The sequence below is a fragment of the Pseudomonas sp. RGM 3321 genome, assembly GCF_022836805.1.
Classification (GTDB): Bacteria; Pseudomonadota; Gammaproteobacteria; order Pseudomonadales; family Pseudomonadaceae; genus Aquipseudomonas.
Genome location: NZ_JALHBH010000111.1, coordinates 126,808 through 152,834, shown reverse-complemented (window position 1 = coordinate 152,834; position 26,027 = coordinate 126,808). Strand labels below are relative to the sequence as shown.

Below are 26,027 nucleotides of genomic sequence, written 5' to 3'. Positions count from 1 at the left end.
TTCATACTGTTGTGCCCGACGCATCTCCGTGTCGGGTTTTTCTGACCCTTTTCACCCTTCAGGCAAGAAACGTCATCATGCGTCCAGCCCGCGCCTTTATTGATCTTCAGGCACTGCGTCACAACTACCAACTGGCTCGTGAAAACAGCGGCGGCAAAGCGCTCGCGGTGATCAAGGCCGATGCCTATGGTCACGGTGCGGTACGTGTTGCCCACGCACTGGAAGCCCAGGCCGACGGTTTCGCAGTGGCCTGCATCGAAGAAGCGCTCGAGCTGCGCGCGGCAGGCATCCGCGCACCTGTTCTGCTACTTGAAGGTTTTTTCGAAGCCGATGAACTGGCGCTGATTGTCGAGCACGACTTCTGGACGGTCGTGCATTCGACCTGGCAACTGGAGGCCATCGAGCAGGCGCAGCTCGCCAAACCTTTAACGGTCTGGCTCAAAATCGACACCGGCATGCACCGCGTCGGTCTGTATCCGCATGAGTATCAGGCCGCCTATCAACGCCTGCTGGTAACCGGCAAAGTAGCCAGAATCGTTCTGATGAGCCACTTCGCCCGCGCCGATGAACTGAACAGTGGGTGCAGTGATGAACAGTTCGCTGTATTCGAGAGCTTTCGCAAAGGCCTGGTTGCAGAAATCAGCCTGAAAAACTCCCCGGCCGTTCTAGGCTGGCCGCATATTCCAAGCGACTGGTCGCGCCCCGGCATCATGCTCTACGGCGCTACGCCGTTTGGTCAGCCGCACCCGCTGGCTGACCGCCTGCAACCGGTCATGACGCTTGAATCGAAGATCATCAGCGTGCGTGAACTGCCTGCCGGTGAAGCCGTGGGCTATGGCGCGACGTTTGTCTGTGACCAGCCATTGCGTATTGGCGTGGTGGCGATGGGGTACGCCGACGGCTACCCGCGTCATGCGCCGACCGGCACGCCGGTGCAGATCGACGGTCAGCCCTCCCGCCTGCTCGGGCGGGTGTCCATGGACATGCTTTGCGTAGACTTGACCGGCGTACCGCAGGCCGGGCTTGGCAGCCGGGTCGAGTTATGGGGCAAGCACGTGCTCGCCAGTGAAGTGGCCACACGGGCAGAAACGATTCCCTACGAAATCTTCTGCAATCTGCGTCGCGTTCCGCGTATCTATTCCGAAGACTGATCAAGCCCCTGTCCGTCAGGCCGCTGTATGTCTGGTGTCTGTCGAAGTGTTGTAAATATTGAACGCTGTTGCCATGATGGCGTTCATCTCGACTAGACCTGACAAAACCTGGGGGAATATCGCATTGGACGTGGGTGAACGACTGCAATCGATCCGCAAGCTCAAGGGCCTGTCCCAGCGTGAACTCGCCAAGCGCGCAGGCGTGACCAACAGCACCATCTCCATGATCGAAAAAAACAGCGTAAGCCCTTCGATCAGCTCGCTGCGCAAGGTGCTCGGCGGCATTCCCATGTCCATGGTCGAGTTTTTCTCGGAAGAAACCGTGCCGGAAAACGCCGCTCAAGTGGTGTACAAGGCCAGCGAGTTGATTGATATCTCGGACGGTGCGGTGACCATGAAGCTGGTCGGCAAGTCGCATCAAGGCCGCGCCATCGCCTTTCTTACCGAAACCTACCCCCCGGGTGCCGATACCGGTGAAGAAATGCTCGTCCACGACGGTGAAGAAACCGGAATTCTCGTCGAGGGGCGACTGGAGCTGGTAGTGGGTCTCGACACCTACGTGCTGGAGGCCGGTGACAGCTATTATTTTGAAAGCACCCGGCCGCATCGCTTCCGCAACCCGTTCGACGTCCCGGCACGATTGATCAGTGCTGCAACGCCAGCCAATTTCTGACCCGCACCCTTGCAGTGAGTGACGCGTGAAGCTGACCCGGAAGATTCTGAGTATCGCGGGCGTTGTGATGTTATGGGAGTTCAATGTGCAAGCCGCCGATACCGCCCGAGCCCCTGACGACATCATCGCGGCCCATTGCGTTGCCTGTCACAGCGTCGGCCTGCTCAACGCGCCGAAAACCGGTGACACGGTTGCCTGGGAAGAACGGGCCAGACAAAAAGGCGGCCTTGACGGCCTGCTGGCCAGTACCATAAAAGGACTCGGCATCATGCCGCCGAAGGGCACCTGCGGCGATTGCACAAACGACGAACTGAAGAGCGCCATTCAGAGCATGTCGGGGCTGAAGTAAGTGCTGTCTCGTTACCACGCTGGAGCGTGGGAACGATAGTTGCGTGGCGAGCATGCAGCAATTTCACATTGCTACCGGTCAAAGCTGCACCAATAACAATTCAGGAGAGCTGGGATGCCGTATTCCTGTTCCATCGAGCACGCTGTCGATCACGTTCTGGCGCAGTTGCCCGAGCATATTCACCTCGGCATGCCGCTCGGGCTGGGCAAGCCCAATCGGTTCGTCAACGCGCTGTACCAGCGCATCAGCCAGTTGCCCGAGCGACGGCTGACGATCTACACCGCGCTGACACTCGGGCGGCCAACGCCGGGAGAGGGCTTGCAGGCACGGTTTCTGGAGCCGTTTCTGGAACGAGTCTTTGGTGACTATCCGGAACTGGAGTTTCTGGCCGCGTTGCGCCGCGACAAACTTCCACACAACATTCGCGTGCAGCAATTCTTCATGCAGCCGGGCAGCCTGCTGAACAGCGAGTCAGCCCAGCAAGACTACGTCAGCAGCAATTACAGTCATGCCGCCCGCGATATCAATGCCAACGGCCTGAATCTGGTCGCGCAACTGGTGGCCCGTGACGATCAGCACCCGGGCAAGCTGAGCCTGAGTTGCAACCCGGACGTCACCCTCGACCTGCTGCCCATGATCGCCAAACGTCGCGCCGCCGGAGAAACCATCCTCCTGCTGGGTCAGGTCCACGCCGACCTGCCTTACATGCCGGGTGACTCGGAGCTGGATGTCGAAGCCTTTGATCTGCTGATCAACGAAGATGAGCGCAGCACGCTGTTTTCCACCCCGAACATGCCGGTGGGCTATCAGGACCATTTGATCGGCCTGCATGCCAGCACACTGGTGCATGACGGCGGCACGCTACAGATCGGTATCGGCTCGATGGGCGATGCGCTGACCGGCGCACTGCTGGCCAGGCAAGCCGACAACGAAACCTGGCGCGGTCTGCTGGCCGAGTTGAACATGAGTAACTGGCAGACCCTGATCGACCGCGAAGGCGGCGTTCAGCCGTTCGCCAGCGGCCTTTACGGTTGCAGCGAAATGTTCGTCAACGGTCTGCTGGTACTCGCCGATGCCGGGATCGTGCGACGCAAGGTGTATGCCGACGCAGAGCTGCAACGGCTGGCCAATCTGGGCACGCTGGATGAAGACGCCCATCCCGATGGCGTGGTGGTGCACGGTGGCTTTTTCCTCGGTCCGAGCAGTTTCTACGAGCGCTTGCGCGAGTTGCCCGCCGAGCGACTGGTGCAGTTCAACATGACTGCCATCAGCTATATCAACGAGCTTTACGGTCAGGAAGAACTCAAACGCCTGCAACGCCGCGATGCGCGCTTCATCAACAGTGCGTTCACCGTCACCCTGATGGGCGCAGCCGTGGCCGATCAGCTGGAAGATGGCCGAGTGCTCAGCGGTGTGGGTGGCCAATACAACTTTGTGGCGCAGGCTCATGCCCTGGAGGGCGCTCGTTCGATCCTGATGCTGCGCAGCTGGCGTGAGTCCGGTGGCGAGGTCAGCTCCAATATCGTCTGGCAGTACGGCCACACCACGATCCCCCGGCACCTGCGCGATATTGTCGTGACCGAATACGGCATTGCCGATCTGCGCGGTCAGACCGACGCCACGGTGATCGAGCGCATCCTCAACATCACTGACTCGCGGTTTCAATCCGGCTTGATCGAGCAGGCGCAAAAGGCCGGGAAGCTGCCCAAGGACTTCCGCCTTGATCCACGCTTCACAGAGAACACCCCGGAACGCCTCAAGGACACGGCATCGCGCTATCCGTCGCTGTTTACTGAATACCCGCTGGGGTGCGATTTTACGGGCGAAGAGCGCGACCTGATGCGTGCGTTGAACTGGCTGAAGAGCAAGCTCAAACTCACCGAAATCCTCGAGTTGGGCAAGGCCACTCTTGATGCTCCCGACCCCGAAGCCTTCCCGGAGCACTTGCAACGAATGCAACTCGACCAGCCTCAGGGCCTGCGCGAAGAGTTGTATCAGCGGCTGCTGCTGGCCGGGCTGCACAACACCAGCGGGACCAGCGGACTGACGAGCTAAAGCACGGAGACTGATCGTTAACGGTCGCTACATCGCAGCCTTGCGGATATTGCGCCCCACCGGGCCGGAGCGTTCTTCGATGGCGTGTTGCAGTGGTTTGCGCAGACCCATCAGGAACGCCAGCTCCGCGATCACGAACAGCGGGCCGATGATCAGGCCGGTCATGTCATCGATAAACGCCGGTTTGCGCCCTTCGTAGTGATGGCCGATGAACTGGATGATCCAGCCGATCACAAAGAGCCCGACGCCCGCGCTCAGCCAGATCATGGTTGCCTGTTGCGCAAGGTTGGCCCCAGCCCAGATGCACAGTGCCAGCAGCGCTGCCATGACCACGCCCAGTGCACGATCCAGCCGCAGATAGAAAATCGTCGAACCCAGAGCAAGCAGGGCCGCGGGCGAAACCCACAAGCCGCTTACAGCCCAGCCCGGACGCGACAGAAGTACCGCCACGGCGAGTACAATCAGCGGAATGCCTACGAAGTGCGTCACGATATTGCGTGAATCACGGTGATACGCAGCGTACTGGCTGAGATGGTCGACAAGGGTTTTCATTATTATTCCTGCCTGAGACGATGATCGGCTTGAGCTAAGATTGTTGTACAACACGCATGCCTGAAATAAAAGGGAGCAAAAATGACAAATGGAGTGTCGTGGCGGTCACGATTGCTATCCGATTACTGGTTTTCTCATTTACCTGCCGGTTTGCAGGATAGCCTGCTGGACGCTTCTCGCCAGCAGCGCAGGACGCCTGGCAGGACGCTGTTCGAGAAAGGCGATCTGCCCTGCGGTGTTTATGTGTTGCTGGAGGGCTGTGTGCGTATCGGAGCTGCCCATGAGCAGCGGCTTTCGGGTATGGAGCCGATGCGTTCGCCTATGTGGTTTGGCGAAGTCTCGCTGTTCGACGGGTTGCCGCGCCGCTTCGAGGTTTGCTCGCTGGAGCAGAGCATCTTTCTGCATATCCCTCAGCAGTTTCTCGTCGAGTTGCTCGACAGGCACCCGGAATACTGGCGCTGGTTTGCCGCGTTACTCAGCCAGAAAATCGGTTTGCCGCTGCAGAACCCCGAGAAAATGCGCCGACTGCCTCCCAGAGCGAGGGTCGCGTGGCGCCTGTTGATGCTCAGTGAGGGTTATGGTCCGTTGAGCCATGCACGCCGCCTGATTGTGCTGGAGGACATCCAGGCCGTGGAGTGTCTCGCGCTTTCCCCGCCAGCCTTGCTGGAAGTGCTTCGGGATCTGCATGAGCGCAAGATCGTGCGCTTGGGAGAAGGGCTGCTGGAAGTGTTCGATGTGGACAAGCTGCGCAGGGTTGCGAACTTTTCCAAAGCCCGGACCGTTTGCTGATCAGGCTGTCAGCCAGAAACATCCGGTAACGGCTCCGCTGCCTCTTCGATTGAGATAGCAAATGGGATTCACTACCATTTCGCCTCATTTGCGAACGCGAGATACCCCGATGCAGGCAAGCAAGCGTCTTCTGGCTGCTCTGACACTGACTTTACTGGGCAGTACCGCTCAGGCTGCTGATGAAGTGGTAGTGTATTCGTCCCGGATCGACGAGCTGATCAAGCCGGTGTTCGATGCATACACAGCCAGGACCGGGGTGAAGATCAAGTTCATCACCGACAAGGAAGCGCCATTGATGCAGCGCATCAAGGCCGAGGGCGAGAATGCCACTGCCGACCTGTTGCTGACGGTCGATGCCGGCAACCTCTGGCAAGCCGAACAGATGGGCATCCTGCAGGCATTCACCTCACCGGTGATAGAAGCCAACATTCCGCCGCAATACCGCTCATCCACTCACGGCTGGACCGGCCTGAGCCTTCGCGCACGAACCATCGCCTACTCCACTGACCGGGTGAAACCTGTCGAACTGACCACGTATGAAGCGCTGGCCGACAAGAACTGGGAAGGGCGCCTGTGCCTGCGCACCGCGAAGAAGGTCTACAACCAGTCGTTGACCGCCACGTTGATCGAAACCCACGGTGCCGAAGCATCCGAGAAAATCCTCAAGGGCTGGGTGAATAACCTGTCCACTGATGTCTTTTCCGATGACATCGCAGTGCTTGAGGCGATCAACGCCGGGCAGTGCGATGTGGGCATCGTCAATTCCTACTATTACGGGCGCCTGCACAAGGAAAAACCTGGCCTGGCGGTGAAGCTGTTCTGGCCGAATCAGGCAGACCGGGGTGTACACGTAAACCTTTCGGGTATCGGCCTGACAAAGTATGCCCCGCACCCTGAGGCTGCCAAGGCGCTGGTCGAATGGATGACCGGTCCGGATGCGCAGAAGATCTTCTCCAGTGTCAATCAGGAGTTCCCGGCCAACCCGAAAGTGGCGCCCTCGGAAGAAGTGGCGAGCTGGGGCCAGTTCAAGGCCGACACCATTCCGGTCGAAGTGGCAGGCAAGCGTCAGGCAGAAGCGATCCGCATGATGGATCGCGCGGGCTGGAATTGATTTAATACCCAGTGCCTGACTCTTGTTGATACGCTTCGCGCTCATTACACAAATCTTGAATAGCCCGAAAAGCGTGGCTTTCAGGCTTCTGCCCGCAGGGCGTAGGAGCGGACTTGTCCGCGAAGCCGTCAGTTCAGAGAGTGCATTTTCTGAGAATGTACCGGCCTTTTCGCGGACAAGTCCGCTCCTACGGCTTTCAGCCAGAATCAGAAGCAGACCTGTGCGCACGCTCTGCTTACCCTCTTGAACCCCCTCATTTCGAGAACCTCCTTGGCCCATCCTGTCCAACGCCGCTGGTACCCACTGGTCTTCGCCATCGCTGCCCTGGTGTTATTGCCGCTGAGCGTGCTGCTGCTGTCGTGGGAGACCATTGACCAACAGATATGGTCACACCTGCTGGAAACCCAGATGTCCCGTCTGTTGGGTAACACGTTGATTCTGGTGCTGGGTGTCGGTGTGGGTGTGACGCTGCTGGGGGTGAGTCTGGCGTGGCTGACCAGCCTGTGTGAATTCCCTGGTCGGCGCTGGCTGGACTGGGCGCTGATGCTGCCGTTCGCAATCCCCGCCTACGTACTGGCGTTTGTATTTGTCGGGCTGCTGGATTTTTCCGGCCCGGTACAAACTCTTATGCGTGAATGGTTCGGCTCCGGCCTGCGCCTGCCTCGGGTACGCTCCACCGGTGGGGTGATCATCGTGCTGGTGCTGGTCTTCTATCCCTACGTCTACCTTTTGGCGCGCACGGCGTTTCTGGCGCAGGGCAAGGGGCTGATGGAAGCTGCGCGAGTGTTGGGCAACACGCCCTTGCAGGCGTTCTGGCGTGTGGCGCTGCCAATGGCGCGTCCAGCCATCGGTGCAGGCGTGGCATTGGCGCTGATGGAAACCCTGGCCGATTTCGGCGCGGTATCGGTGTTCAACTTCGACACGTTCACCACCGCCATCTACAAGACCTGGTACGGCTTCTTCAGCCTGTCCAGCGCTGCGCAACTGGCCAGCCTGCTGCTGTTGGCCGTTCTGGTGCTGCTGTACGGCGAACGCCGCGCCCGGGGGGCAAGTCGACCGACCAACGAGCGGCCGCGTGGCGCTGCGCTTTACCGGTTACGCGGCATCAAGGCATGGGCCGCGAGCTTCTGGTGTGGGCTGGTGTTTCTCTGTGCCTTCGTGGTGCCGATGCTGCAATTGATCGTCTGGGTCTGGCAGCGTGGTCGCTTCGATCTGGATGAGCGCTACACCGGTCTGATTCTGCACACACTCTATCTGGGTGGCATGGCGGCGTTGATCACTGTCAGCGTGGCGCTGATTCTGGCGTTTGCCCGACGTATGGCGCCCACGCCTGCGATCCGCTCCGGCGTCAGCCTCGCCAACCTGGGCTACGCATTGCCAGGTTCGGTACTGGCCGTTTCAATCATGCTGGCGTTCAGTTATCTGGACCGTGAGCTGGTCGTTCCGCTTTCCGGCTGGCTGGGCGGTGCAGGCAAGCCGTTGTTGCTGGGCAGCCTTTCGGCGCTGCTGCTGGCTTACCTTGTACGTTTCATCGCGGTTGCCTTCGGGCCGCTGGAGCACAGCCTGTCGCGTATCCGTCCCTCATTGCCTGAAGCCGCACGCAGTCTGGGGGTCAGCGGACCAAAGTTGTTTCTCAACGTGTATCTGCCGCTTTTGGTTCCGGGAGCCTTGAGCGCTGCGTTGCTGGTGTTCGTCGATGTACTCAAAGAGATGCCTGCGACCCTGCTGATGCGCCCGTTTGGCTGGGATACGCTGGCGGTACGCGTGTTTGAGATGACCAGCGAGGGGGAGTGGGCACGAGCGGCATTGCCAGCTTTGTCGCTGGTGCTTGTAGGATTATTACCCGTCATCGGGTTGATTCGTCGCTCTGCCCGTCAGATTGGCTAGGTGCGGGTCCTTCACCTTGCGGCTACAATGCGCCGCAATTGGTGCGGTCTGACAGAAAATTCGGCCAGTTGTAAGTGCTGCAAACTCCGGTTTATTGGGGCTTGCCGATCTTTTCTGCCCGCACCTTCGCCACGCCCGGAAGGAGAAACCCATGGGACAGCGTACCCCCCTGTTCGACCTGCATCTCGCCCTTGGCGCGAAGATGGTCGATTTTGGTGGCTGGGACATGCCGTTGCATTACGGATCGCAGGTCGAGGAACACCATCAGGTGCGTCGCGACTGTGGGGTCTTCGATGTCTCTCACATGAACGTGATTGATGTGGTTGGCCGTCAAGCCAGAACCTGGCTGCGTTACCTGCTGGCCAACGATGTGGACAAGCTGAAGACCCCGGGCCGAGCCTTGTACAGCGCCATGCTGGACGAAAGAGGCGGGGTTATCGATGACATGATCGTCTACCTCACGCCCGAAGGTTATCGGCTGGTTGTCAACGCCGCGACCGGGGTCAAGGATCTTGCCTGGATGCAGTCGCAGCTGGGCGTCTTCGATGTACAACTGATCGCGCGCAGTGAAATGGCGATGCTCGCGATTCAAGGGCCAAAGGCCAGAACCCGTATTGCCGAGCTGGTTTCAAGCGCCCGCGCCGAACTGATCAACCAGCTCAAGCCGTTTGAAGGTCTTGATGATGGCGACTGGTTCATCGCGCGCACCGGTTATACCGGTGAAGACGGTCTGGAAATCATGCTGCCTGCCGAAGAGGCCCAGCGCTTTTTCAATGAACTGGTCGGCGCGGGTATCTCCCCGATCGGTCTGGGCGCTCGCGATACGTTGCGCCTGGAGGCAGGCATGAACCTGTATGGTCAGGACATCGGTGAGCATGTTTCACCGCTGGCGTCGAATATGGCCTGGAGCATTGCCTGGGAACCTGCCGACCGTCATTTCATCGGGCGTCAGGCGCTGGAGAGCGAACGAGCCGAAGGCATCACCTTCAAACTCGTTGGCCTGGTGCTTGAAGAGCGCGGTGTTTTACGGGCGCATCAGGTGGTACGTGTCGCAGAAATTGGCGAAGGAGAGATCACCAGTGGTAGTTTCTCTCCTACGCTGAGCAAATCCATTGCTCTGGCGCGCGTTCCGATGGCAACTGCTGACCGGGCCGAGGTGGAAATCCGTGGCAAGTGGTATCCGGTACGGGTGGTGCAGCCAGCGTTTGTGCGCCACGGCAAGACCCTGATCTAACCTATGGCGGGTTTTCCGCTGACCCGATGTTGAGGATGACTAAATGAGCAATATTCCCGCCGAGCTGCGTTTCGCCGAAAGTCATGAATGGGCACGTCTTGAAGCAGATGGCACCGTGACCGTCGGCATCTCGGACCACGCACAGGAAGCGCTGGGCGATGTGGTTTTCGTCGAGCTGCCGGAAGTCGGCAAAGTGTTTGCTGCCGCTGATACTGCTGGTGTCGTCGAGTCGGTCAAGGCCGCCTCGGATATCTACTCGCCGGTTGCCGGTGAAGTAATCGAAGTCAATGAAGCGCTGGGCGATTCGCCCGAGTTGCTCAACAGCGAGCCGTACAGCGCCTGGATCTTCAAGCTCAAGCCAACTGCCGCTGAAGCCGATCTGGTCAAATTGCTGGATGCTGCGGGTTACAAGAGCGCGATCGGCGAATAACCGATTGCCGGACAAAAAAATGCCGCTCATCGAGCGGCATTTTTTATGCGCAGTATTTGCCAGCAGGGCTTACTGGTTTTCAGCGACCAGATTTTTATCCAGGATCGCGTTGGCCAGTTCCATGTCGGTGGCTTTCAGGCCGGGATTGTCTTTGCGTACCTGTTCGATGGCAGCTTCCAGGAACGGACCGCGGATGCCGCCGTCGCTGGCAACGAAGCTGCCTGCGTCATCCTGTGCGGCAACTATCAGCTTGTGATCCTTGAAGGTCAGGTAAGTCGAACCGGTAGTGGCACCCGAGGACAACACATTACGCCAGAAGGTGTCAGCCATCGCTGAACCCATTGGGATAGAAAGCAAGGCTACGGTGGCGACAGCAAACTTGAGACGCATGATGAGTTACTCCAACTGTGGTTGTTCTGAGGGGTTGGATAGCCAAAGCCACGAACTAGTTCAATCAAGGTGTACCAAGTAGTTCACTTTAGCTGGCATCACCACGATGCACAGGCGTCTGGAACAACGCTTCCAACCCTGATCAGCGTTGCTCGCTTTGCGGTGTCACTCGCAGCACTTCCTCAAGTGTAGTCAGCCCTGCCGAGACTTTCTGGGCACCGGACAGACGCAAACTGCGCGTCCCTTCCTTGAAGGCCTGGCGACGCATGGCGGTCAGGTCCAGGTCCGCGGAAATCAATGCCTTGATGTTATCGGACATGACCATGATCTCGTAAACCCCGGCGCGGCCCCGATAGCCGGTATCGCGACATTCCACACAACCGACCGCCTGATGCGCGCCGGGCGGCACGGGGGCCTGCCAGGGGCGGGTCAGGGTTTGCCAGTCGGTTTCGTTCAGGTTGATCGGCGCCTTGCAGTGCGGGCACAGGGTCCGCACCAGACGCTGGGCCATGACGCCAAGGATGGTTGCCTTGAGCAGGTAATGCGGCACACCCAGTTCGAGCATGCGGCTGATGGCGCTGGGTGCATCGTTGGTGTGCAGCGTCGACAGCACCAAATGACCGGTCAGTGCCGCCTGAATGGCCATTTCAGCCGTCTCCAGGTCGCGAATTTCGCCGATCATGATGATATCCGGGTCTTGTCGCATCAAGGCGCGCACGCCAGCGGCAAAACTCAGATCGATATTGTGCTGCACCTGCATCTGGTTGAAGGCCGGCTCGACCATCTCGATAGGGTCTTCGATGGTGCAGAGATTGACTTCAGAGGTCGCCAGCTTCTTGAGGGTGGTGTACAGCGTGGTGGTCTTGCCCGAACCGGTCGGGCCAGTGACCAGGATGATGCCGTTGGGCTGACGGGTCATTTCCTGCCAGCGACGCAGATCATCACTGGAAAAGCCCAACTGGTCGAAGTCCTTGAGCAGCACCTCGGGGTCGAAGATCCGCATCACCATCTTTTCGCCGAACGCCGTCGGCAGGGTCGACAGGCGCAGTTCCACCTCGCGATTTTCAGGTGTGGTGGTTTTGACCCGCCCGTCCTGTGGTTTGCGTTTTTCGGCGACGTTCATCCGGCCAAGGCTTTTCAGGCGGCTGACAATCGCCATGATCACCTGCGCCGGAAACTGGTAAACGTTATGCAGCACGCCGTCGATGCGAAACCGTACCGTGCCCTGTTCGCGGCGCGGCTCGATATGAATATCGCTGGCGCGCTGCTGAAATGCGTACTGGAACAGCCAGTCGACGATATTGACGATGTGCGCGTCGTTGGCGTCCGGCTCCTGATCACTGGCACCAAGCTTGAGCAACTGTTCGAAGTTGCCCATGTTGCTCATTTTCTGATCAGACGCGCTGGCACCGCTGACCGACTTGGCCAGCCTGAAAAACTCCATCGCCATGCGTTGAATGTCTGTCGGGTTGGCGACCACACGCTTGATCTGCAGCTTGAGCACATGCGCAAGATCGCCTTCCCAAGAGCGCACGTAGGGTTGGGCGCTGGCGATGGTCACCGACTCGCGGTCAACCGCCACGGCCAGAATCTTGTGGCGCTGGGCAAAGGCGTAGGACATCAATGGCGTGACGGCTGCCACGTTGATTTTCAGCGGGTCGATGCGCATGTAGGGCTGGCCACAGGCTTTTGCCAGCCAGCCTGTCAGGGTTTCCAGGTCCAGCTTCTTGCCAGGCCGCTTCAAGTCGTCAAACTGCAGCGAAGCGAGAAATTCGAGAGGATGCAGCTGGATGTTCACCGCACTGCGACGCTGTGTGAGTGCCGTTTCTGCGTCGTCCTGGCCGAGATAGCCTTCGGCAACCAGATCTCGCAGCACATCATTCAGATCAAGCCAGCGATCCTGTGAAGAGGGGGCCAGGGCTGCCATGTGCGCTCCTTGAGGCATTTCGTCATTGGGCGATGAACAAGAGTAGACGCCAAGCGTGACAGCGTTACTCGTTCTATGCGACCGGGAATTACCGGAGCGGCTAAATTGATTCAGCCGGTCGCCAGCGCCACATGCGTTTGCGGGCTGTTCTGCGCGTCGAGCTGTTCGACTTCCACCGAGCAGACATCGATCAGGTTGCGCATTTTTTCGCCGATTACTTGCGCTCTGTGCCAGCTCAGGCTGGCAACTTGCAGGTCGATGAGCAGCGTCTTCTCTTGCTGCGCCACACTGAGCTGGTCGGGAATCAGGTACTGCATTGCAAACAGGTTCAGCACCTGACAGAGCAGCGCCGGCTCGGCTGCGGCAACAATTTGGTAGCGCGCACAGCATGCCGCATTGCTGGATGACCAGTTGTCGGGGCGCTGCAAAGGGGCGGTAACGGCTTGCAGGTCAGGCATGTGGATACTCCAGAACAGTGGGAGAATCTTTACATGCGGAAAAAGAAATTTCTGGTCCATCATCATCTGGATTAGGCTTGTCTGGACTTGTTAATGCGTAAAAAGCCAAGTCGGGAAATTAATTATGCAAATCGAGCTGGACGTTTACGACCGCAAGATTCTGGCGCTGCTGCAAGAGGACGCGTCGCTCTCCAGCGCGCAGATTGCCGAGCAGGTCGGGCTGTCGCAGTCGCCTTGTTGGCGTCGTATTCAGCGGCTCAAGGATGAAGGGGTCATCCGTCGTCAGGTTGCGTTGCTGGATCGCAAGAAAATCGGCCTGAACACACAGATCTTCGCCGAGGTAAAACTCAACGCCCACGGGCGCTCCAACTTCACCGAGTTCACCGACGCGATTCGGGGGTTTCCAGAGGTTTTGGAGTGCTATGTGCTGATGGGGTCAGTGGATTTTCTGCTGCGTATCGTGACGCCGGACATTGAGGCATACGAGCGGTTCTTCTTCGAAAAGCTCTCGCTGGTGCCCGGCATCCAGGAAGTGAACTCGACAGTGGCGCTGTCAGAGATCAAATCCACCACCAGCCTGCCGCTGCTGCGCCAGGGTGGCTGAACGTGCGCTTTTGACCATCCCGCATGCTCAAGATCGGACGCAGAGCGTCCAGAACGGCGTCCCCACGCGGAGCGTGGGGACGATAGTTAAATGACGCATCAAGATGACCATCGTGCCAATGCTCCGCGTTGGCATGCAGTTCGTGACGCTCTGCGTCACAAATTTGCGCCGCGCCGCACACTCAAGATCGGACGCGGAGCGTGGGGACGATAATCAACGCCACGAAATCCAACCCTTACAAGCGCAGCAGGGTTTTCCACGCGCGGCTCTGGAATACGGTGATTGCCTGTTGCACGCGTGCATCAAGGACTTCATCGCTTATGTCCAGATTGGCCAGTTCTTCCAGCTTGCGCAGTTCGCCGTACAGGCGGTCCAGCTCCGGCAGGTCCAGCGCGCCGCGTGCCCAGTGCAGCCAGGCCTGGATGCGCTCGATGCGCGGTAGTTGTTCGGCCAGGTCTTCAGGCTGCTGCTGATAGCGGCTCAGTTGCAGCGATGTTGCTTCTTCACCCAACAGGCGCGGCAGCCAGCTGCTCAACAGCGCAGCGCCCTGACGATTGCCGCGGGTGTTGCGCTCTGTGGTCCAGGTGCGCGCCAGCAACCAGCGCGAGGTGTTCAGCGAGAACTCGCCCCAACGGGTGTCCTGCAACTCTTCCAGAAACTGCTCGTGGGCGGCACCGCGTACATCGGCATCTTCCTGACCGGCCTGAACCAGCGGGCGCCAGTCCTCCAGCAACGCGTCCAGCGAGGTACGCAGTTGCGCGGTCGAGGTCCGTGGGGCGGCCTGGCCAAGGCTGCTGGTCAGGGCGCGCAACTCGGCGAGCATCTCGACCCAGTCCTGCAACAGACGCCAGTGACCGTTGAAACGGTATTGCTCAGCCAGACGCTGGCTGCTGCCCAGCAGGTGCCAGGCCAGCGCCGAGTAGGCTTCGTCGAGCGGAATTTCTGCGTTCAGTGCGGGTGCCGACAGGCTTAGCGAGTAGCTGCTGGCATCAAGCAGGCGATAACCGCGTTCCGCCTTGCTGATGTCACACGGCATCAATGGCAGGGTTGCAGCCAGCTCGGCGGCCAGTTCCAGCAACGCGGCAGGCTCGCCCTCGCGCAGCTCAAGCTCCAGCTCGCAGATTTCTTCCTTCTGCTTGCCCGCAACCACCTGGCCCAGGTCCAACGCAGCTTCGATCACCACTTTGGCCTTGCCACGACCCCAGGCAATTTCGGCCTTTTCACGGATGAAATCGGTGGTGAACAAGGGCTTGATGGTTTTCTTGTCCAGCCCGGCCAATTGCTCGGGCCAGCAATCGCCTTCGAGCTTTTTCAGGTCGAGCTTGGCTTTGCTCAGGTCCCAGTTGTATTCATTGCGCTCTGACAGGCCAGCAACGCTTTGCCCGCGCGTCTTCATGGTCTGGATGATCTGATCGCCATCGCGACGGATGCGCAGGGCGACTTTGGCTTGTGCCAGCTCGCCCTCTGGCGTATCGAAATACTGGTTCGACAGTTCAAGGCGCTCCCAGCCACTCTTGTTGCGCTTCTTGAGCAACGGGTGTTCGCGCAGTGCAGCGAGGGTCTCGCGGCTGACGCGGAGTTTGATTTCTGTTTCTTTTTGCATGGCCGGGGGAATCCAAACGCTGATACTGATAAACGGGAGCGCAGCCCATGACTGAACGGCTGCTAAGGCCGTCAGTGTACAGGACATGGCCCGAAACGGTTTATTCCTGGGTTGCTATGGCCCTATGATGGGCCGTGTTTCGTCTTGATTACAGGAAGCGTCCATGCCGTTGCCGTCCATGAAAGACCAGTTCGCCGCCTTGATCGCTGCGCCATCGGTGAGCTGCACGCAGCCTTCTCTGGACCAGACCAACCGGCCTGTCATTGATCTGCTCGCCGGATGGCTCGGGGATCTGGGTTTTGCCTGCGACATCCAGCAGGTTTCCCCCGGCAAGTTCAATCTGCTGGCGACCTTCGGAACAGGCCCGGGCGGCCTGGTACTGGCGGGCCACAGCGACACCGTGCCGTTCGACGAAGCGCTGTGGAAAACCGACCCGTTGAAGCTCACCGAAGTCGATGGCCGCTGGGTCGGGCTGGGCAGCTGCGACATGAAAGGCTTCTTTGCGCTGATCATCGAGGCGGTGCGTGGGCTTATCGATCAGCCGTTCAAACAGCCGCTGCTGATCCTCGCTACCTGCGATGAAGAAAGCTCGATGGCTGGTGCCCGTGCACTGGCAGAGGCCGGACGTCCGCTGGGCCGCGCAGCAGTTATCGGAGAGCCGACCGGGCTCAAGCCGATTCGCCTGCACAAAGGCGTAATGATGGAACGCATCCACATCCTCGGGCGCAGCGGCCATTCTTCAGACCCCAGCCTTGGCCACAGCGCGCTGGAGGCGATGCACGACGCGATCAGCGAACTCAAGGGCCTGCGTACGCAATGGCAGGCGCAATACCGCAACCCGCAGTTCACGGTGCCGCAACCGACCCTGAACCTGGGCTGCATTCATGGTGGCGACAACCCGAACCGGATATGTGGCCAGTGCTCGCTGGAATTCGACCTGCGCCCATTGCCGGGCATGGACCCGGAGGTGCTGCGGGCAGCCATTCGCCATAAGCTTGAGCCGCTGGCCGAGCTGCACCAGGTACAGATTGACTATGCGCCGCTATTCCCCGAGTGTGCGCCCTTCGAACAGGCTGCTGACGCTGAACTTGTGCGCGTTGCTGAACGACTGACCGGTCATACGGCTGCAGCAGTAGCATTCGGCACCGAAGCGCCTTATCTTCAGCGCCTTGGTTGTGAAACGCTGGTGCTCGGCCCGGGCGATATCGCCTGTGCGCATCAGCCGGGGGAATACCTCGAAATGTCACGTCTGGACCCTACAGTGCGTCTGTTACGTCAATTGATCGAACATTACTGCCTGACTCCCCAGTGAGCCCGGTATTGCCAACGTTGAATACAAGGAGATTGCGCGTGTTGCCAAGCCTGTTCCGACGATAACCACCACACCGTTGTGCGTGCTTTTTCTCTTCGTCCATTTTCTCTACAGGCTCTTGTTGTCATGCCCGAATACGTCAACTGGCTTCGCCACGCGTCTCCGTACATCAATGCTCACCGTGACTGCACCTTCGTCGTCATGCTGCCCGGCGACGGTGTTGCGCACCCTAACTTCGGCAATATCGTCCACGACCTGGTGCTGTTGCACAGTCTGGGTGTGCGACTGGTGCTGGTGCACGGCTCGCGCCCACAGATCGAAAGCCGTCTGGCCCAGCGCGGCATTACACCGCGTTACCATCGCGACATGCGCATCACCGATACCGAAACCCTGGAGTGCGTGATCGATGCTGTGGGTCAGCTGCGCATCTCGATCGAGGCGCGCCTGTCGATGGACATGGCTGCCTCACCGATGCAGGGCTCGCGGCTGCGAGTGACCAGTGGCAACGTGGTGACTGCGCGACCTATCGGCGTGCTGGAAGGTGTCGATTATCAGCACACCGGTGAAGTGCGTCGGGTTGACCGCAAGGGCATCAATCGCCTGCTGGATGAGCGTCATATTGTGCTGCTGTCGCCGCTGGGCTATTCACCGACCGGCGAGATTTTCAATCTGGCCTGTGAAGACGTCGCCACGCGCGCCGCCATTGATCTGGCTGCCGACAAACTGCTGTTGTTCGGTGCCGAAACCGGGTTGCTGGACGAGCAGGGCCGACTGGTGCGCGAGCTGCGTCCGCAACAGGTGCCTGCGCACCTGCAGCGTCTGGGCGCCAACTATCAGGCTGAATTGCTCGATGCCGCGGCCGAGGCCTGTCGCGGTGGCGTGGCGCGCAGCCATATCGTCAGCTATGCCGAGAATGGTGCATTGCTGACCGAGCTGTTTACCCGCGACGGTGGCGGTACGCTGGTTGCGCAGGAGCAGTTCGAACTGGTGCGCGAAGCGGCCATTGAGGACGTCGGCGGCTTGATGGACCTGATCACGCCGCTGGAAGAGCAGGGTATTCTGGTACGTCGCTCTCGCGAAGTGCTGGAGCGCGAGATCACCCAGTTCAGCGTGGTCGAGCGGGAAGGGCTGATCATCGCCTGCGCGGCGCTGTACCCGATTGCCGATTCGGAGTCAGGCGAACTGGCGTGTCTGGCCGTCAATCCGGAATATCGCCACGGTGGGCGCGGGGACGAGCTGCTGGAGCGCATTGAAAACCGCGCCAGAGCGCTGGGTATCAAGACCCTGTTCGTCCTCACCACCCGTACCGCACACTGGTTCCGTGAGCGCGGCTTCGAGCCCAGCAGCGTCGACCGCCTGCCAAGCGCCCGCGCGTCGCTGTACAACTACCAGCGTAATTCGAAGATCTTCGAAAAGGCGATTTAAGCCTGGGGGCGGACTATATTTTGTGGGAGTGAGTTTGCTCACGAAGAGGCTGGAACAAGCCCCCAGAAAGGGGCGTTTGAACCGTCCCTTTCGTGAGCAAGCTCACCCACGCCCTTCGGGCAGAAGCGCAGAGCATTGGGCACGATAGTTGAGATGATCGTTCCTCACGCTCCGCGTGGGAATGCAGTTCTCGACGCCTGCGTCGTCAAGAGGACGCGGAGCGTCCAGAAAGGCATGCGACGCAGAGCGCCGCACGATAGTCGCGCCTGCACCGGCACCTTCGTGAGCAATCTCCCCACAGTAATTGCACGATCAGTTACTGATCGACAGAATGCTCGCCTGATACGACCCGACAAACGTGTCGAAATCCACCACTTCTTCCGTTGCTTCCAGTTCGGCCTGTTCTTCGATCGAGGTTTTGGCCTGGGCTTCGAAGTCTGCCTGTTCCTGAGCGCTCAGCGGGTGAGTACGGAAGTATTCGGCATGGGCCTGACTCTGGCGCAAAGAGAAAGCGGTAAAGCCCTCGTTATGCGCTTTCATGCTGGCCAGCACCTGGGCGGAAGGTGTGAGCGACGCATCGTCGATCTTTGCCTGTTGCACGGCAATCGACTTGATGTGCTCGTCAATGCCCTGGGCCTGATCCAGCAGTCGGGCAATCGGTGTGATTTTTTCCAGCAGCTCGCTTGCCCAGGTCTTGAGATCAACAGGGCTGTTGTTGCGCTGCAGGTTCAGGTCCGGACGGCGACCTTCCTTGACCACTGCCAGGAAGTTCGAGCTTGCATTGGAACACTCATGGCTGGCCAGTTGCTGGCTTTCCTCAAGCGCGCAGTACAGCACGAACGCATCGATGAAGCGTGATTGCTCCAGGCTGATGCCGGTAGGCAGGAACGGGTTGATGTCCAGGCAGCGCACTTCAACGTACTGCACACCACGGGCCACCAGCGCCTGAATAGGGCGCTCGCCGCTATAGGTCACACGCTTGGGGCGAATGTTGGAGTAGTACTCGTTCTCGATCTGCAGCACGTTGGTGTTCAGTTGAACCCACTCGCCGTTCTGGGCATGAGTGCCAATCTCGACGTAAGGCTTATAAGGCGTGGCCACGGCCTTGCGCAGGCTGTCGGTGTAGCTGACCAAGTCGTTGTAGCAAGGGGTCAGGTCGGCCTGGGCGTCGCTTTGATAGCCCAGATCGCTCATGCGCAGGCTGGTAGCGTACGGCAGATACAGGGTATCGGCGTCGAAATGTTGTTCCAGCTGATGTTTACGGCCGCGCAGGAAGCCTGCGTCCAGCGCTGGTGAAGCACCGAACAGGTACATCAGCAGCCAGCTGTAGCGGCGAAAGTTACGGATCAGCGCGATGTAGGAGTGCGACTGGTAGTCGCGCGCGTCGCCAGCGAAGTCTTCGGTCTGCTTGAGCAGTGCCCAGGCGTCTTCCGGCAACGAGAAATTGTAGTGAATGCCGGCGATGCACTGCATGGTCTTGCCATAGCGCAGCGCCAGGCCTTTGCGGTACACGTATTTGAGCTTGCCGATGTTCGACGTGCCGTAGTAGGCAATCGGTATGTGCTCTTCATCGGGCAGCGGGCAGGGCATCGACGGGCTCCAGAGCAACTCGTCGCCCAGCTTGCTGTAGGCGAAGCGATGGATCCTGTCCAGGCTGTCGATGGTCTCGGCCGGGTTCTTCAGCGCAGGCGTGATGAACTCCAGCAGCGATTCGGAATAGTCGGTCGTGACCTGACCATTGGTCAGGGCAGCACCCAGAGCTTGCGGGTGAGGCGTCTGTGCCAGTTCTGCCGTTGCGGTAACGCGCAGGCACTCGCGCTCGATACCGTGCAGGCACTGCTCCAGCAGAGAGAGGTTGTTGCGCTCGCCGAGCAACGCAAGACGACGGTTTAAAAGTTCGCTCAAGGTGTAATCCTTCACGCATCGGTCGCCCCGATATAGGGGTGGACTTGACGGTCTACAAGGGTGAAGAAAGGAACTGGCGTAGTCGCCTGGTTGGTCTGTAGCGCCTGTTCACAATCACTGCTCTATGTCGTACCACCCAAATGGACTCGGCACCAAGCTAATGGTGCCGAAATTAACCCAAATGATGTCGATACGGCTAGGTTCTGTTCACAGTGATTGCTTTCATCAGCCTTTATCGCAGTCTAGATGACCGCGAATGTGCCCTGAGCTTTCGCAACAAGCTTGTCGCCCTGAACGACCTCCGCCTCGACGACCAGCGTCCTGCGGCCCGCATGCAGCACCCTGGCGATGCATAACACCTCGCCATCGGACACGCCGCGCACGTAGTTGATCTTGCACTCGATGGTGACACTTCGCTGGTCAAAACCGTGGGAGCTGGAACAGGCCAGCCCCATGGCAATATCGACCAGACTGAAGATTGCCCCGCCGTGCATGACGTTGCCGCGATTGCGCAGATGCGCCTCCAGCGGCAACGCAACCTCGGCCACGCCTTCGTCCAGACGCCGCAGTTCGCAGCCGAGCATCTTGAAGTAGGCGCTGTGGGTCAGATCTTCAGGAATGTCCATCAGCGCTTCTTCAACTGCTTGGCATTGGCAAACAGCGAAGCCATAGCGTTGTTGATGGGCGCCGGTGTCGTGGTTTCCTTGCGCGGGGCGTTGTTCTGCTGGCGAGGCGAAGAACCTGGACGGGCACCGCGTGCACCGTCGATCTTCTCGCCGGGCGTATCGCTCATGCGCATCGACAGACCGACGCGTTTGCGCGGAATGTCGACTTCCATGACCTTCACTTTCACCACATCACCGGCCTTGACCGCTTCACGCGGGTCCTTGATGAACTTCTCGGACAACGCCGAGATGTGGACCAGACCGTCCTGATGCACGCCGATATCGACGAATGCACCGAAGTTGGTGACGTTGGTGACCACACCTTCGAGAATCATGCCCGGTTGCAGGTCCTTGAGTTCTTCGACACCTTCCTGAAACTCTGCCGTCTTGAACTCCGGACGCGGGTCGCGACCCGGTTTTTCGAGTTCCTGCAGAATGTCGGTCACGGTCGGCAGACCAAAGGTCTCGTCGGTGAATTTCTTCGGGTCCAGGCGCTTGAGAAAGCTCGCATCGCCAATCAGCGAGCGAATATCGCGGTCGGTTTCTGCCGCAATACGCTGCACCAGCGGATAGGCTTCCGGGTGAACGGCAGAAGAGTCCAGCGGGTTGTCACCGGTCATGACGCGCAGGAAGCCTGCGGCCTGTTCAAAGGTCTTTTCGCCCAGACGACTGACTTTTTTCAGCGCTGCACGCGTCTTGAACGCGCCGTTTTCATCGCGATGCGCAACGATGTTCTGCGCCAGCGTGGTGTTGAGGCCGGAAATGCGTGCCAGCAGCGCCACGGAGGCAGTGTTCACGTCCACGCCCACCGCGTTCACGCAGTCTTCAACCACTGCGTCCAGACCGCGCGCCAGTTTGAGCTGCGAGACGTCATGCTGATACTGGCCGACACCAATGGACTTCGGATCGATTTTCACCAGCTCGGCGAGCGGGTCCTGCAAGCGACGGGCGATGGAGACCGCGCCACGGATCGATACGTCGAGGTCCGGGAATTCCTTGGCGGCCAGTTCCGACGCGGAATAAACCGATGCGCCTGCTTCGGAAACCATAACCTTGGTCATTTTCAGATCTGGGTATTTTTTGATCAGGTCGGCGGCCAGCTTGTCGGTTTCGCGGCTGGCGGTGCCGTTGCCGATAGCGATCAGGTCGACCGAGTGCTTGGCGCACAGGGCAGCCAGCACGGCGATGGTCTGATCCCACTGGTTCTTCGGCACATGCGGGTAAACGGTCGCGTAGTCGAGCAATTTACCGGTGGCGTCCACCACAGCGACCTTGCAGCCGGTGCGCAGGCCTGGGTCCAGGCCCAGTGTGGCGCGCTGGCCAGCCGGGGCGGCGAGCAGCAGGTCGTGCAGGTTGTGGGCGAAAACGTTGATGGCTTCGGTTTCCGCGCCGTCGCGCAACTCGCCCAGCAGGTCGGTTTCCAAGTGGCTGTACAACTTGACCTTCCAGGTCCAGCGCACCACTTCGGCCAGCCATTTGTCTGCAGGGCGGCTCTGGTTCTGGATGCCGAAGCGTTCACCGATCATCAGTTCACAAGGGTGCATGGCACCCGGCAGTTCTTCACCGACTTTCAATGCGGAGCTGAGAAAACCTTCGTTGCGGCCGCGGAAAATCGCCAGCGCACGATGCGACGGCATGCTCTTGAGCGGCTCGTCGTGTTCGAAATAATCGCGAAACTTGGCACCTTCCTCTTCCTTGCCCGGCACCACGCGTGCGCTGATTACCGCTTCCTGCTTGAGGAAGCTGCGCAGCTTGTCGAGCAACGATGCGTCTTCGGCAAAGCGCTCCATCAGGATGTACTTGGCGCCTTCCAGCGCAGCTTTGACATCGGCCACGCCTTTCTCTGCGTCGACAAAACGGGCTGCTTCGGCGTCCGGAGTCAGGCTCGGGTCGTTGAACAGGCCGTCGGCCAATTCGCCCAGGCCGGCTTCAAGGGCGATCTGGCCCTTGGTGCGACGTTTCTGCTTATAAGGCAGGTACAAATCTTCAAGGCGGGTCTTGGTGTCGGCCAGCTTGATGTCGCGAGCCAGCTCCGGGGTCAGCTTGCCTTGCTCTTCGATGCTGGCAAGAATGCTGACGCGCCGGTCATCCAGCTCACGCAGATAGCGCAGGCGTTCTTCCAGATGGCGCAATTGCGTGTCATCAAGACTGCCGGTCACTTCCTTGCGGTAGCGGGAAATGAAGGGCACGGTCGAGCCTTCATCCAGTAGTGCTACGGCCGCTGCGACCTGTTGTGGGCGTACGCCGAGTTCTTCGGCGATGCGGCTGTTGATGCTGTCCATAAAACCACCTGGAGTTGTGAGCAAAAAACTGGGCTATGTACGAATTGCCTTGCCTGAATATCGTCCGCCAGCATTTATTTTCAGTGATGTCGAACTGCCATAAGGTCGGCGTTGCCTGACTTTGAGGGCGGCGCATTATACCCGGCGAAGGCGGATTAGGGGATCGGCCGACAAATGTGGTCTTTTTTCGGCGAAAAAGCCTGCACAAGTGCCGCCTCCAGTAAAATCTGCTAACAATGCACAAGGTGCGCATCACCGCAGCTACGCCATAATGCGCCCCGAGATCAGAGGAGCATCCGATGAGCAGCACCGCACAAAATGCTGAAGGCGAAAAAATCCTTATTGTCGATGACGATCCGGGGCTGAGCAGTCTCCTGGAACGTTTTTTCACCAGCAAGGGCTACCGGGCCCGCGCCGTGGCAAACGTGGAGCAAATGGACCGACTATTGGCCCGCGAGGTGTTCAACCTTGTGGTGCTGGACTTGATGCTGCCCGGAGAAGACGGCCTTTCAGCCTGCCGTCGTCTGCGAGCCGCGAACAATCAGGTGCCGATCATCATGCTGACCGCCAAGGGCGATGAGCTGAGCCGCATCAAGGGGCTCGAACTGGGTGCTGACGATTACCTGGCCAAGCCGTTCAACCCGGACGAGTTGATGGCGCGGGTCAAGGCTGTTCTGCGTCGTCAGGCTGCGCCTGTACCCGGCGCGCCCGGCAGTGAAGACGAGTCGGTCAGTTTCGGCGACTACGTGCTGTCCCTGGCAACCCGCGAACTCAAGCGTGGCGAAGAAGTGCACATGCTGACCACAGGTGAATTCGCGGTACTCAAGGCTCTGGTCATGCACGCTCGCGAGCCGCTGACCCGTGACAAGTTGATGAACCTGGCCCGCGGCCGGGAGTGGGATGCGCTGGAGCGGTCCATCGACGTACAGATTTCCCGTCTGCGTCGTCTGATCGAGCCGGATCCTTCCAAGCCCCGCTATATCCAGACCGTCTGGGGCGTAGGCTATGTATTCGTTCCGGATGGTGCCGGCAGTCGCTGATAACCCGTTGTCGGCACAGAAATCCGTCATTCTCGCCAGTTACGTCGATAATCTCTTTCGAGGTTATCGACGTACTGGTTTTTTGCGTTCGTCCATCGGGTCCGGCCCGCGTTCGGCAAACCTGCGAGCCTCGCTCGCCTTGCAAAGTGTATGGCTGCAGTTATGAAGACTCCGCTCTGGTTTCCGCAAAGCTTTTTCTCCCGCACGCTCTGGCTGGTGCTCATCGTCGTGCTGTTTTCCAAAGCCCTGACGCTGGTTTATCTGCTGATGAACGAAGACGTGCTGGTCGACAGGCAATACAGCCACGGCGTTGCGCTGACACTGCGCGCGTATTGGGCAGCCGATGAAAACGATCGTGAAGCGATTGCCGAAGCGGCCGGTCTGATTCGGGTCGTGGGCGGTGGCGTGCCGGAAGGAGAGCAGCACTGGCCGTACAGTGAGATCTACCAGCGGCAGATGCAGGCCGAGCTGGGTGCCGATACGGAAGTGCGTTTACGTGTGCACGCACCGCCCGCGCTCTGGGTAAGGGCGCCGAGCCTTGGGGATGGCTGGTTGAAAGTCCCGCTTTATCCGCACCCGTTGCGCGGTCAGAAGATCTGGAGTGTGCTGGGCTGGTTCCTGGCTATCGGATTGCTCTCCACGGCGTCCGCGTGGATTTTTGTGCGTCAATTGAGTCAGCCTCTCAAGCGTCTGGTCTTTGCGGCTCGACAGCTGGGGCAGGGGCGCAGCGTACGCTTGCCGGTCAGTGACACACCCAGCGAAATGACCGAAGTCTATCGGGCCTTCAATCAGATGGCTGAAGACGTCGAGCAGGCCGGGCAGGAGCGCGAACTGATGCTGGCTGGTGTCTCCCATGACTTGCGTACACCGCTGACGCGTCTGCGCCTGTCCCTGGAACTCATGAACGACAATGAGTTCTCCGAAGGCATGGTGCGGGATATCGAGGACATGGACGCCATTCTTGATCAGTTCCTGGCGTTCATTCGCGATGGGCGTGATGAAGAGATTGAAGAGGTCGATCTTGGGCATCTGGTGCGCGACGTGGTTGCACCCTTCAATAACGATGAAGACAGCATCCGTCTGTGTCTGGAACCGATTCCGCCCTTCCCGCTAAGGCGCGTATCGATGAAGCGTCTGTTGACCAATCTGATTGGCAACGCCAGGCATCATGCCGGTAACGGTATCGAAGTGGCCGCTTATGTATCCGGTGACAGAAACGCGCCGTACGTGGTGTTGAGCGTACTGGACAGGGGCGCAGGCATTGATCCGTCCGAGCTTGATACCATCTTCAATCCGTTCATTCGCGGTGACCGCGCACGCAGCGGCAAAGGGACCGGCCTGGGGCTGGCTATCGTCAAGCGTATAGCTGCCATGCACGGCGGCAACGTCGAGTTGAGAAATCGTTCGGGGGGTGGCCTGGAGGCGCGAGTGCGTCTGCCTTTAGGGCTGATGCTGCCGAGGGATGCTATCTAGAAAGAATCGTAAAGGGCATAAAGCGCCGTGCGGGTCATGGAAAATGTTCGACAGGTCGACGCATTCTCGAGGACTTGCACGGCAGCTTGCCTGACCCGGCCCTTGGCGGAGGTACTCCCTGTACCCCTAGGTCACGCCGATCCATTCGATCAACGCATCCCGGCCCCTTGGTCATGCGCGCACCTTCCTCAGGCCGCACAAACAAGAGAGGTATCGGCTCCTGGAGCCGACACCTTCTTCTGAATCAATACCAGTTCGGGTCTTTGCGCAGCTCTTCATTCAAGAGCTTTTGCATACCCTCGTCAGGCTTACCCAGGTAGCGGTAAGTCGCGTGACGGGTTGGCGATTTATCCGCAGGCAAGCCCGCAGGTACTTCAACCAACATGGCGTAAGCATCTTCCTTGTCGAGACTGAAAGCCACGATCAGGCGTTTGCTTTTGCACGTATCGGCAGTTTCGCAAAGCGGCCCGACAAGATACTTGTCACCGTCTTCGGTGGCCGCTGTCATCTGCTGCTCGGAAGCCCCGGACAGGTTGATCACCCAATCCGGCAACCGCTCTTCCTTTTTGACGACCTTCGCCCAGGTTGTGCGGTACTCGGGGGCAGAGCTCAAAAGCTCGTTGACCCGAGACTGTCCATCATTGGCTGCCATGACCATGGCGCTGCCGCCCATCAACAGGGCGGCGGCCAGTGTGCGAAATGACGTGTGCAT

The 26,027-nt window shown here is 59.3% G+C and carries 23 protein-coding genes; 14 read left to right on the top strand and 9 right to left on the bottom strand.

What is annotated here, in order from left to right; all coding sequences use genetic code 11:
- Window positions 1-77 precede the first annotated feature (77 nt).
- The 4 genes from alr to RGM3321_RS15495 all read left to right on the top strand — a co-directional run bounded on the left by alr (window position 78) and on the right by RGM3321_RS15495 (window position 4,228).
- Window positions 78-1,151 (top strand): alanine racemase, encoded by a 1,074-nt coding sequence (alr, locus tag RGM3321_RS15510; protein ID WP_244393788.1) that lies wholly within the window; start codon window positions 78-80, stop codon window positions 1,149-1,151.
- A 124-nt stretch (window positions 1,152-1,275) separates the two neighbouring features.
- Window positions 1,276-1,824, top strand: a complete 549-nt coding sequence (locus RGM3321_RS15505) for a cupin domain-containing protein (protein WP_004655316.1) — start codon at window positions 1,276-1,278, stop codon at window positions 1,822-1,824.
- A gap of 25 nt (window positions 1,825-1,849) precedes the next feature.
- Complete coding sequence (locus tag RGM3321_RS15500; protein ID WP_244393787.1) at window positions 1,850-2,173, top strand: c-type cytochrome; 324 nt, start codon at window positions 1,850-1,852, stop codon at window positions 2,171-2,173.
- 114 nt (window positions 2,174-2,287) lie between these two features.
- On the top strand, window positions 2,288-4,228 hold the full coding sequence (locus tag RGM3321_RS15495) for an acetyl-CoA hydrolase/transferase C-terminal domain-containing protein (protein ID WP_244393786.1): 1,941 nt from the start codon (window positions 2,288-2,290) through the stop codon (window positions 4,226-4,228).
- Between the two features lie 27 nt (window positions 4,229-4,255).
- On the opposite strand, the gene RGM3321_RS15490 is transcribed toward RGM3321_RS15495, so the two are convergent.
- Window positions 4,256-4,780, bottom strand: coding sequence for an Mpo1-like protein (locus RGM3321_RS15490; RefSeq protein ID WP_244393785.1), 525 nt, complete (start codon window positions 4,778-4,780; stop codon window positions 4,256-4,258).
- An 81-nt stretch (window positions 4,781-4,861) separates the two neighbouring features.
- On the opposite strand from RGM3321_RS15490, the gene RGM3321_RS15485 reads away from it, so the two are divergent.
- The 5 genes from RGM3321_RS15485 (at window position 4,862) to gcvH (ending at window position 10,231) form a co-directional block, all read left to right on the top strand.
- Window positions 4,862-5,569, top strand: coding sequence for a Crp/Fnr family transcriptional regulator (locus RGM3321_RS15485; protein WP_244393784.1), 708 nt, complete (start codon window positions 4,862-4,864; stop codon window positions 5,567-5,569).
- A gap of 109 nt (window positions 5,570-5,678) precedes the next feature.
- Window positions 5,679-6,680, top strand: a complete 1,002-nt coding sequence (locus tag RGM3321_RS15480; RefSeq protein WP_244393783.1) for an extracellular solute-binding protein — start codon at window positions 5,679-5,681, stop codon at window positions 6,678-6,680.
- A 270-nt stretch (window positions 6,681-6,950) separates the two neighbouring features.
- Window positions 6,951-8,567 (top strand): iron ABC transporter permease, encoded by a 1,617-nt coding sequence (locus RGM3321_RS15475; protein ID WP_244393782.1) that lies wholly within the window; start codon window positions 6,951-6,953, stop codon window positions 8,565-8,567.
- A 151-nt stretch (window positions 8,568-8,718) separates the two neighbouring features.
- Complete coding sequence (gcvT, locus tag RGM3321_RS15470; RefSeq protein WP_244393781.1) at window positions 8,719-9,801, top strand: glycine cleavage system aminomethyltransferase GcvT; 1,083 nt, start codon at window positions 8,719-8,721, stop codon at window positions 9,799-9,801.
- A 43-nt stretch (window positions 9,802-9,844) separates the two neighbouring features.
- Window positions 9,845-10,231: a glycine cleavage system protein GcvH gene (gcvH, locus tag RGM3321_RS15465; RefSeq protein WP_244393780.1), complete on the top strand. Its 387-nt coding sequence runs from the start codon at window positions 9,845-9,847 to the stop codon at window positions 10,229-10,231.
- 69 nt (window positions 10,232-10,300) lie between these two features.
- Here the strand turns inward: gcvH and RGM3321_RS15460 are convergent, their stop codons facing one another.
- From RGM3321_RS15460 to RGM3321_RS15450, 3 genes are all read right to left on the bottom strand, one after another.
- Window positions 10,301-10,621 carry a DUF2388 domain-containing protein gene (locus RGM3321_RS15460; RefSeq protein ID WP_002551535.1) on the bottom strand — a complete coding sequence of 107 codons (321 nt, stop codon included), beginning with the start codon at window positions 10,619-10,621 and terminating at the stop codon, window positions 10,301-10,303.
- 142 nt (window positions 10,622-10,763) lie between these two features.
- Entirely contained in the window at window positions 10,764-12,548 is a 1,785-nt protein-coding gene (locus RGM3321_RS15455) for a GspE/PulE family protein (RefSeq protein ID WP_244393779.1), read from the bottom strand.
- Between the two features lie 110 nt (window positions 12,549-12,658).
- Window positions 12,659-13,006 carry a hypothetical protein gene (locus RGM3321_RS15450; RefSeq protein ID WP_244393778.1) on the bottom strand — a complete coding sequence of 116 codons (348 nt, stop codon included), beginning with the start codon at window positions 13,004-13,006 and terminating at the stop codon, window positions 12,659-12,661.
- Between the two features lie 124 nt (window positions 13,007-13,130).
- Between RGM3321_RS15450 and RGM3321_RS15445 the strand changes: the two genes are divergently transcribed.
- Window positions 13,131-13,610, top strand: coding sequence for an Lrp/AsnC family transcriptional regulator (locus RGM3321_RS15445; protein ID WP_244393777.1), 480 nt, complete (start codon window positions 13,131-13,133; stop codon window positions 13,608-13,610).
- Window positions 13,611-13,845: 235 nt separating this feature from the next.
- Here RGM3321_RS15445 and RGM3321_RS15440 read toward each other — a convergent pair whose 3' ends face one another.
- On the bottom strand, window positions 13,846-15,213 hold the full coding sequence (locus RGM3321_RS15440) for a CYTH domain-containing protein (protein ID WP_244393776.1): 1,368 nt from the start codon (window positions 15,211-15,213) through the stop codon (window positions 13,846-13,848).
- A gap of 163 nt (window positions 15,214-15,376) precedes the next feature.
- Here RGM3321_RS15440 and argE point away from each other — a divergent pair, with 163 nt between their 5' ends.
- Window positions 15,377-16,525 carry an acetylornithine deacetylase gene (argE, locus tag RGM3321_RS15435; protein ID WP_244393775.1) on the top strand — a complete coding sequence of 383 codons (1,149 nt, stop codon included), beginning with the start codon at window positions 15,377-15,379 and terminating at the stop codon, window positions 16,523-16,525.
- Between the two features lie 126 nt (window positions 16,526-16,651).
- Complete coding sequence (gene argA, locus RGM3321_RS15430; protein ID WP_002555672.1) at window positions 16,652-17,950, top strand: amino-acid N-acetyltransferase; 1,299 nt, start codon at window positions 16,652-16,654, stop codon at window positions 17,948-17,950.
- A gap of 312 nt (window positions 17,951-18,262) precedes the next feature.
- Here the strand turns inward: argA and gshA are convergent, their stop codons facing one another.
- The 3 genes from gshA to RGM3321_RS15415 all read right to left on the bottom strand — a co-directional run bounded on the left by gshA (window position 18,263) and on the right by RGM3321_RS15415 (window position 22,802).
- Window positions 18,263-19,855, bottom strand: coding sequence for a glutamate--cysteine ligase (gene gshA / locus RGM3321_RS15425; protein ID WP_244393774.1), 1,593 nt, complete (start codon window positions 19,853-19,855; stop codon window positions 18,263-18,265).
- A gap of 242 nt (window positions 19,856-20,097) precedes the next feature.
- Window positions 20,098-20,481 (bottom strand): PaaI family thioesterase, encoded by a 384-nt coding sequence (locus tag RGM3321_RS15420; protein ID WP_244393773.1) that lies wholly within the window; start codon window positions 20,479-20,481, stop codon window positions 20,098-20,100.
- Window positions 20,481-22,802 (bottom strand): Tex family protein, encoded by a 2,322-nt coding sequence (locus RGM3321_RS15415; RefSeq protein WP_244393772.1) that lies wholly within the window; start codon window positions 22,800-22,802, stop codon window positions 20,481-20,483. Before RGM3321_RS15415 ends, RGM3321_RS15420 begins: the two co-directional genes overlap by 1 nt.
- Window positions 22,803-23,101: 299 nt before the next feature.
- Between RGM3321_RS15415 and ompR the strand changes: the two genes are divergently transcribed.
- Together ompR and RGM3321_RS15405 are read left to right on the top strand one after the other, a co-directional pair.
- The gene (gene ompR / locus RGM3321_RS15410) at window positions 23,102-23,842 is read left to right on the top strand and encodes a two-component system response regulator OmpR (RefSeq protein ID WP_003318889.1); all 741 of its coding nucleotides are present in this window, start codon (window positions 23,102-23,104) and stop codon (window positions 23,840-23,842) included.
- Window positions 23,843-24,004: 162 nt separating this feature from the next.
- Window positions 24,005-25,315, top strand: coding sequence for an ATP-binding protein (locus tag RGM3321_RS15405; RefSeq protein ID WP_244393771.1), 1,311 nt, complete (start codon window positions 24,005-24,007; stop codon window positions 25,313-25,315).
- Between the two features lie 244 nt (window positions 25,316-25,559).
- Here the strand turns inward: RGM3321_RS15405 and RGM3321_RS15400 are convergent, their stop codons facing one another.
- Window positions 25,560-26,027, bottom strand: coding sequence for an inhibitor of vertebrate lysozyme family protein (locus RGM3321_RS15400; RefSeq protein ID WP_044319611.1), 468 nt, complete (start codon window positions 26,025-26,027; stop codon window positions 25,560-25,562).

Coding starts and splice junctions, on each gene's coding strand:
- RGM3321_RS15495 (WP_244393786.1), top strand. CDS start 2,288: ATGCCGTATTCCTGTTCCATCGAGCACGCTGTCGATCACGTTCTGGCG.
- RGM3321_RS15450 (WP_244393778.1), bottom strand. CDS start 13,006: ATGCCTGACCTGCAAGCCGTTACCGCCCCTTTGCAGCGCCCCGACAAC.
- RGM3321_RS15485 (WP_244393784.1), top strand. CDS start 4,862: ATGACAAATGGAGTGTCGTGGCGGTCACGATTGCTATCCGATTACTGG.
- RGM3321_RS15480 (WP_244393783.1), top strand. CDS start 5,679: ATGCAGGCAAGCAAGCGTCTTCTGGCTGCTCTGACACTGACTTTACTG.
- ompR (WP_003318889.1), top strand. CDS start 23,102: ATGAGCAGCACCGCACAAAATGCTGAAGGCGAAAAAATCCTTATTGTC.
- RGM3321_RS15405 (WP_244393771.1), top strand. CDS start 24,005: ATGAAGACTCCGCTCTGGTTTCCGCAAAGCTTTTTCTCCCGCACGCTC.
- gcvT (WP_244393781.1), top strand. CDS start 8,719: ATGGGACAGCGTACCCCCCTGTTCGACCTGCATCTCGCCCTTGGCGCG.
- RGM3321_RS15490 (WP_244393785.1), bottom strand. CDS start 4,780: ATGAAAACCCTTGTCGACCATCTCAGCCAGTACGCTGCGTATCACCGT.
- RGM3321_RS15455 (WP_244393779.1), bottom strand. CDS start 12,548: ATGGCAGCCCTGGCCCCCTCTTCACAGGATCGCTGGCTTGATCTGAAT.
- argA (WP_002555672.1), top strand. CDS start 16,652: ATGCCCGAATACGTCAACTGGCTTCGCCACGCGTCTCCGTACATCAAT.
- RGM3321_RS15420 (WP_244393773.1), bottom strand. CDS start 20,481: ATGGACATTCCTGAAGATCTGACCCACAGCGCCTACTTCAAGATGCTC.
- alr (WP_244393788.1), top strand. CDS start 78: ATGCGTCCAGCCCGCGCCTTTATTGATCTTCAGGCACTGCGTCACAAC.
- gcvH (WP_244393780.1), top strand. CDS start 9,845: ATGAGCAATATTCCCGCCGAGCTGCGTTTCGCCGAAAGTCATGAATGG.
- RGM3321_RS15400 (WP_044319611.1), bottom strand. CDS start 26,027: ATGCACACGTCATTTCGCACACTGGCCGCCGCCCTGTTGATGGGCGGC.
- argE (WP_244393775.1), top strand. CDS start 15,377: ATGCCGTTGCCGTCCATGAAAGACCAGTTCGCCGCCTTGATCGCTGCG.
- RGM3321_RS15445 (WP_244393777.1), top strand. CDS start 13,131: ATGCAAATCGAGCTGGACGTTTACGACCGCAAGATTCTGGCGCTGCTG.
- RGM3321_RS15415 (WP_244393772.1), bottom strand. CDS start 22,802: ATGGACAGCATCAACAGCCGCATCGCCGAAGAACTCGGCGTACGCCCA.
- RGM3321_RS15440 (WP_244393776.1), bottom strand. CDS start 15,213: ATGCAAAAAGAAACAGAAATCAAACTCCGCGTCAGCCGCGAGACCCTC.
- RGM3321_RS15460 (WP_002551535.1), bottom strand. CDS start 10,621: ATGCGTCTCAAGTTTGCTGTCGCCACCGTAGCCTTGCTTTCTATCCCA.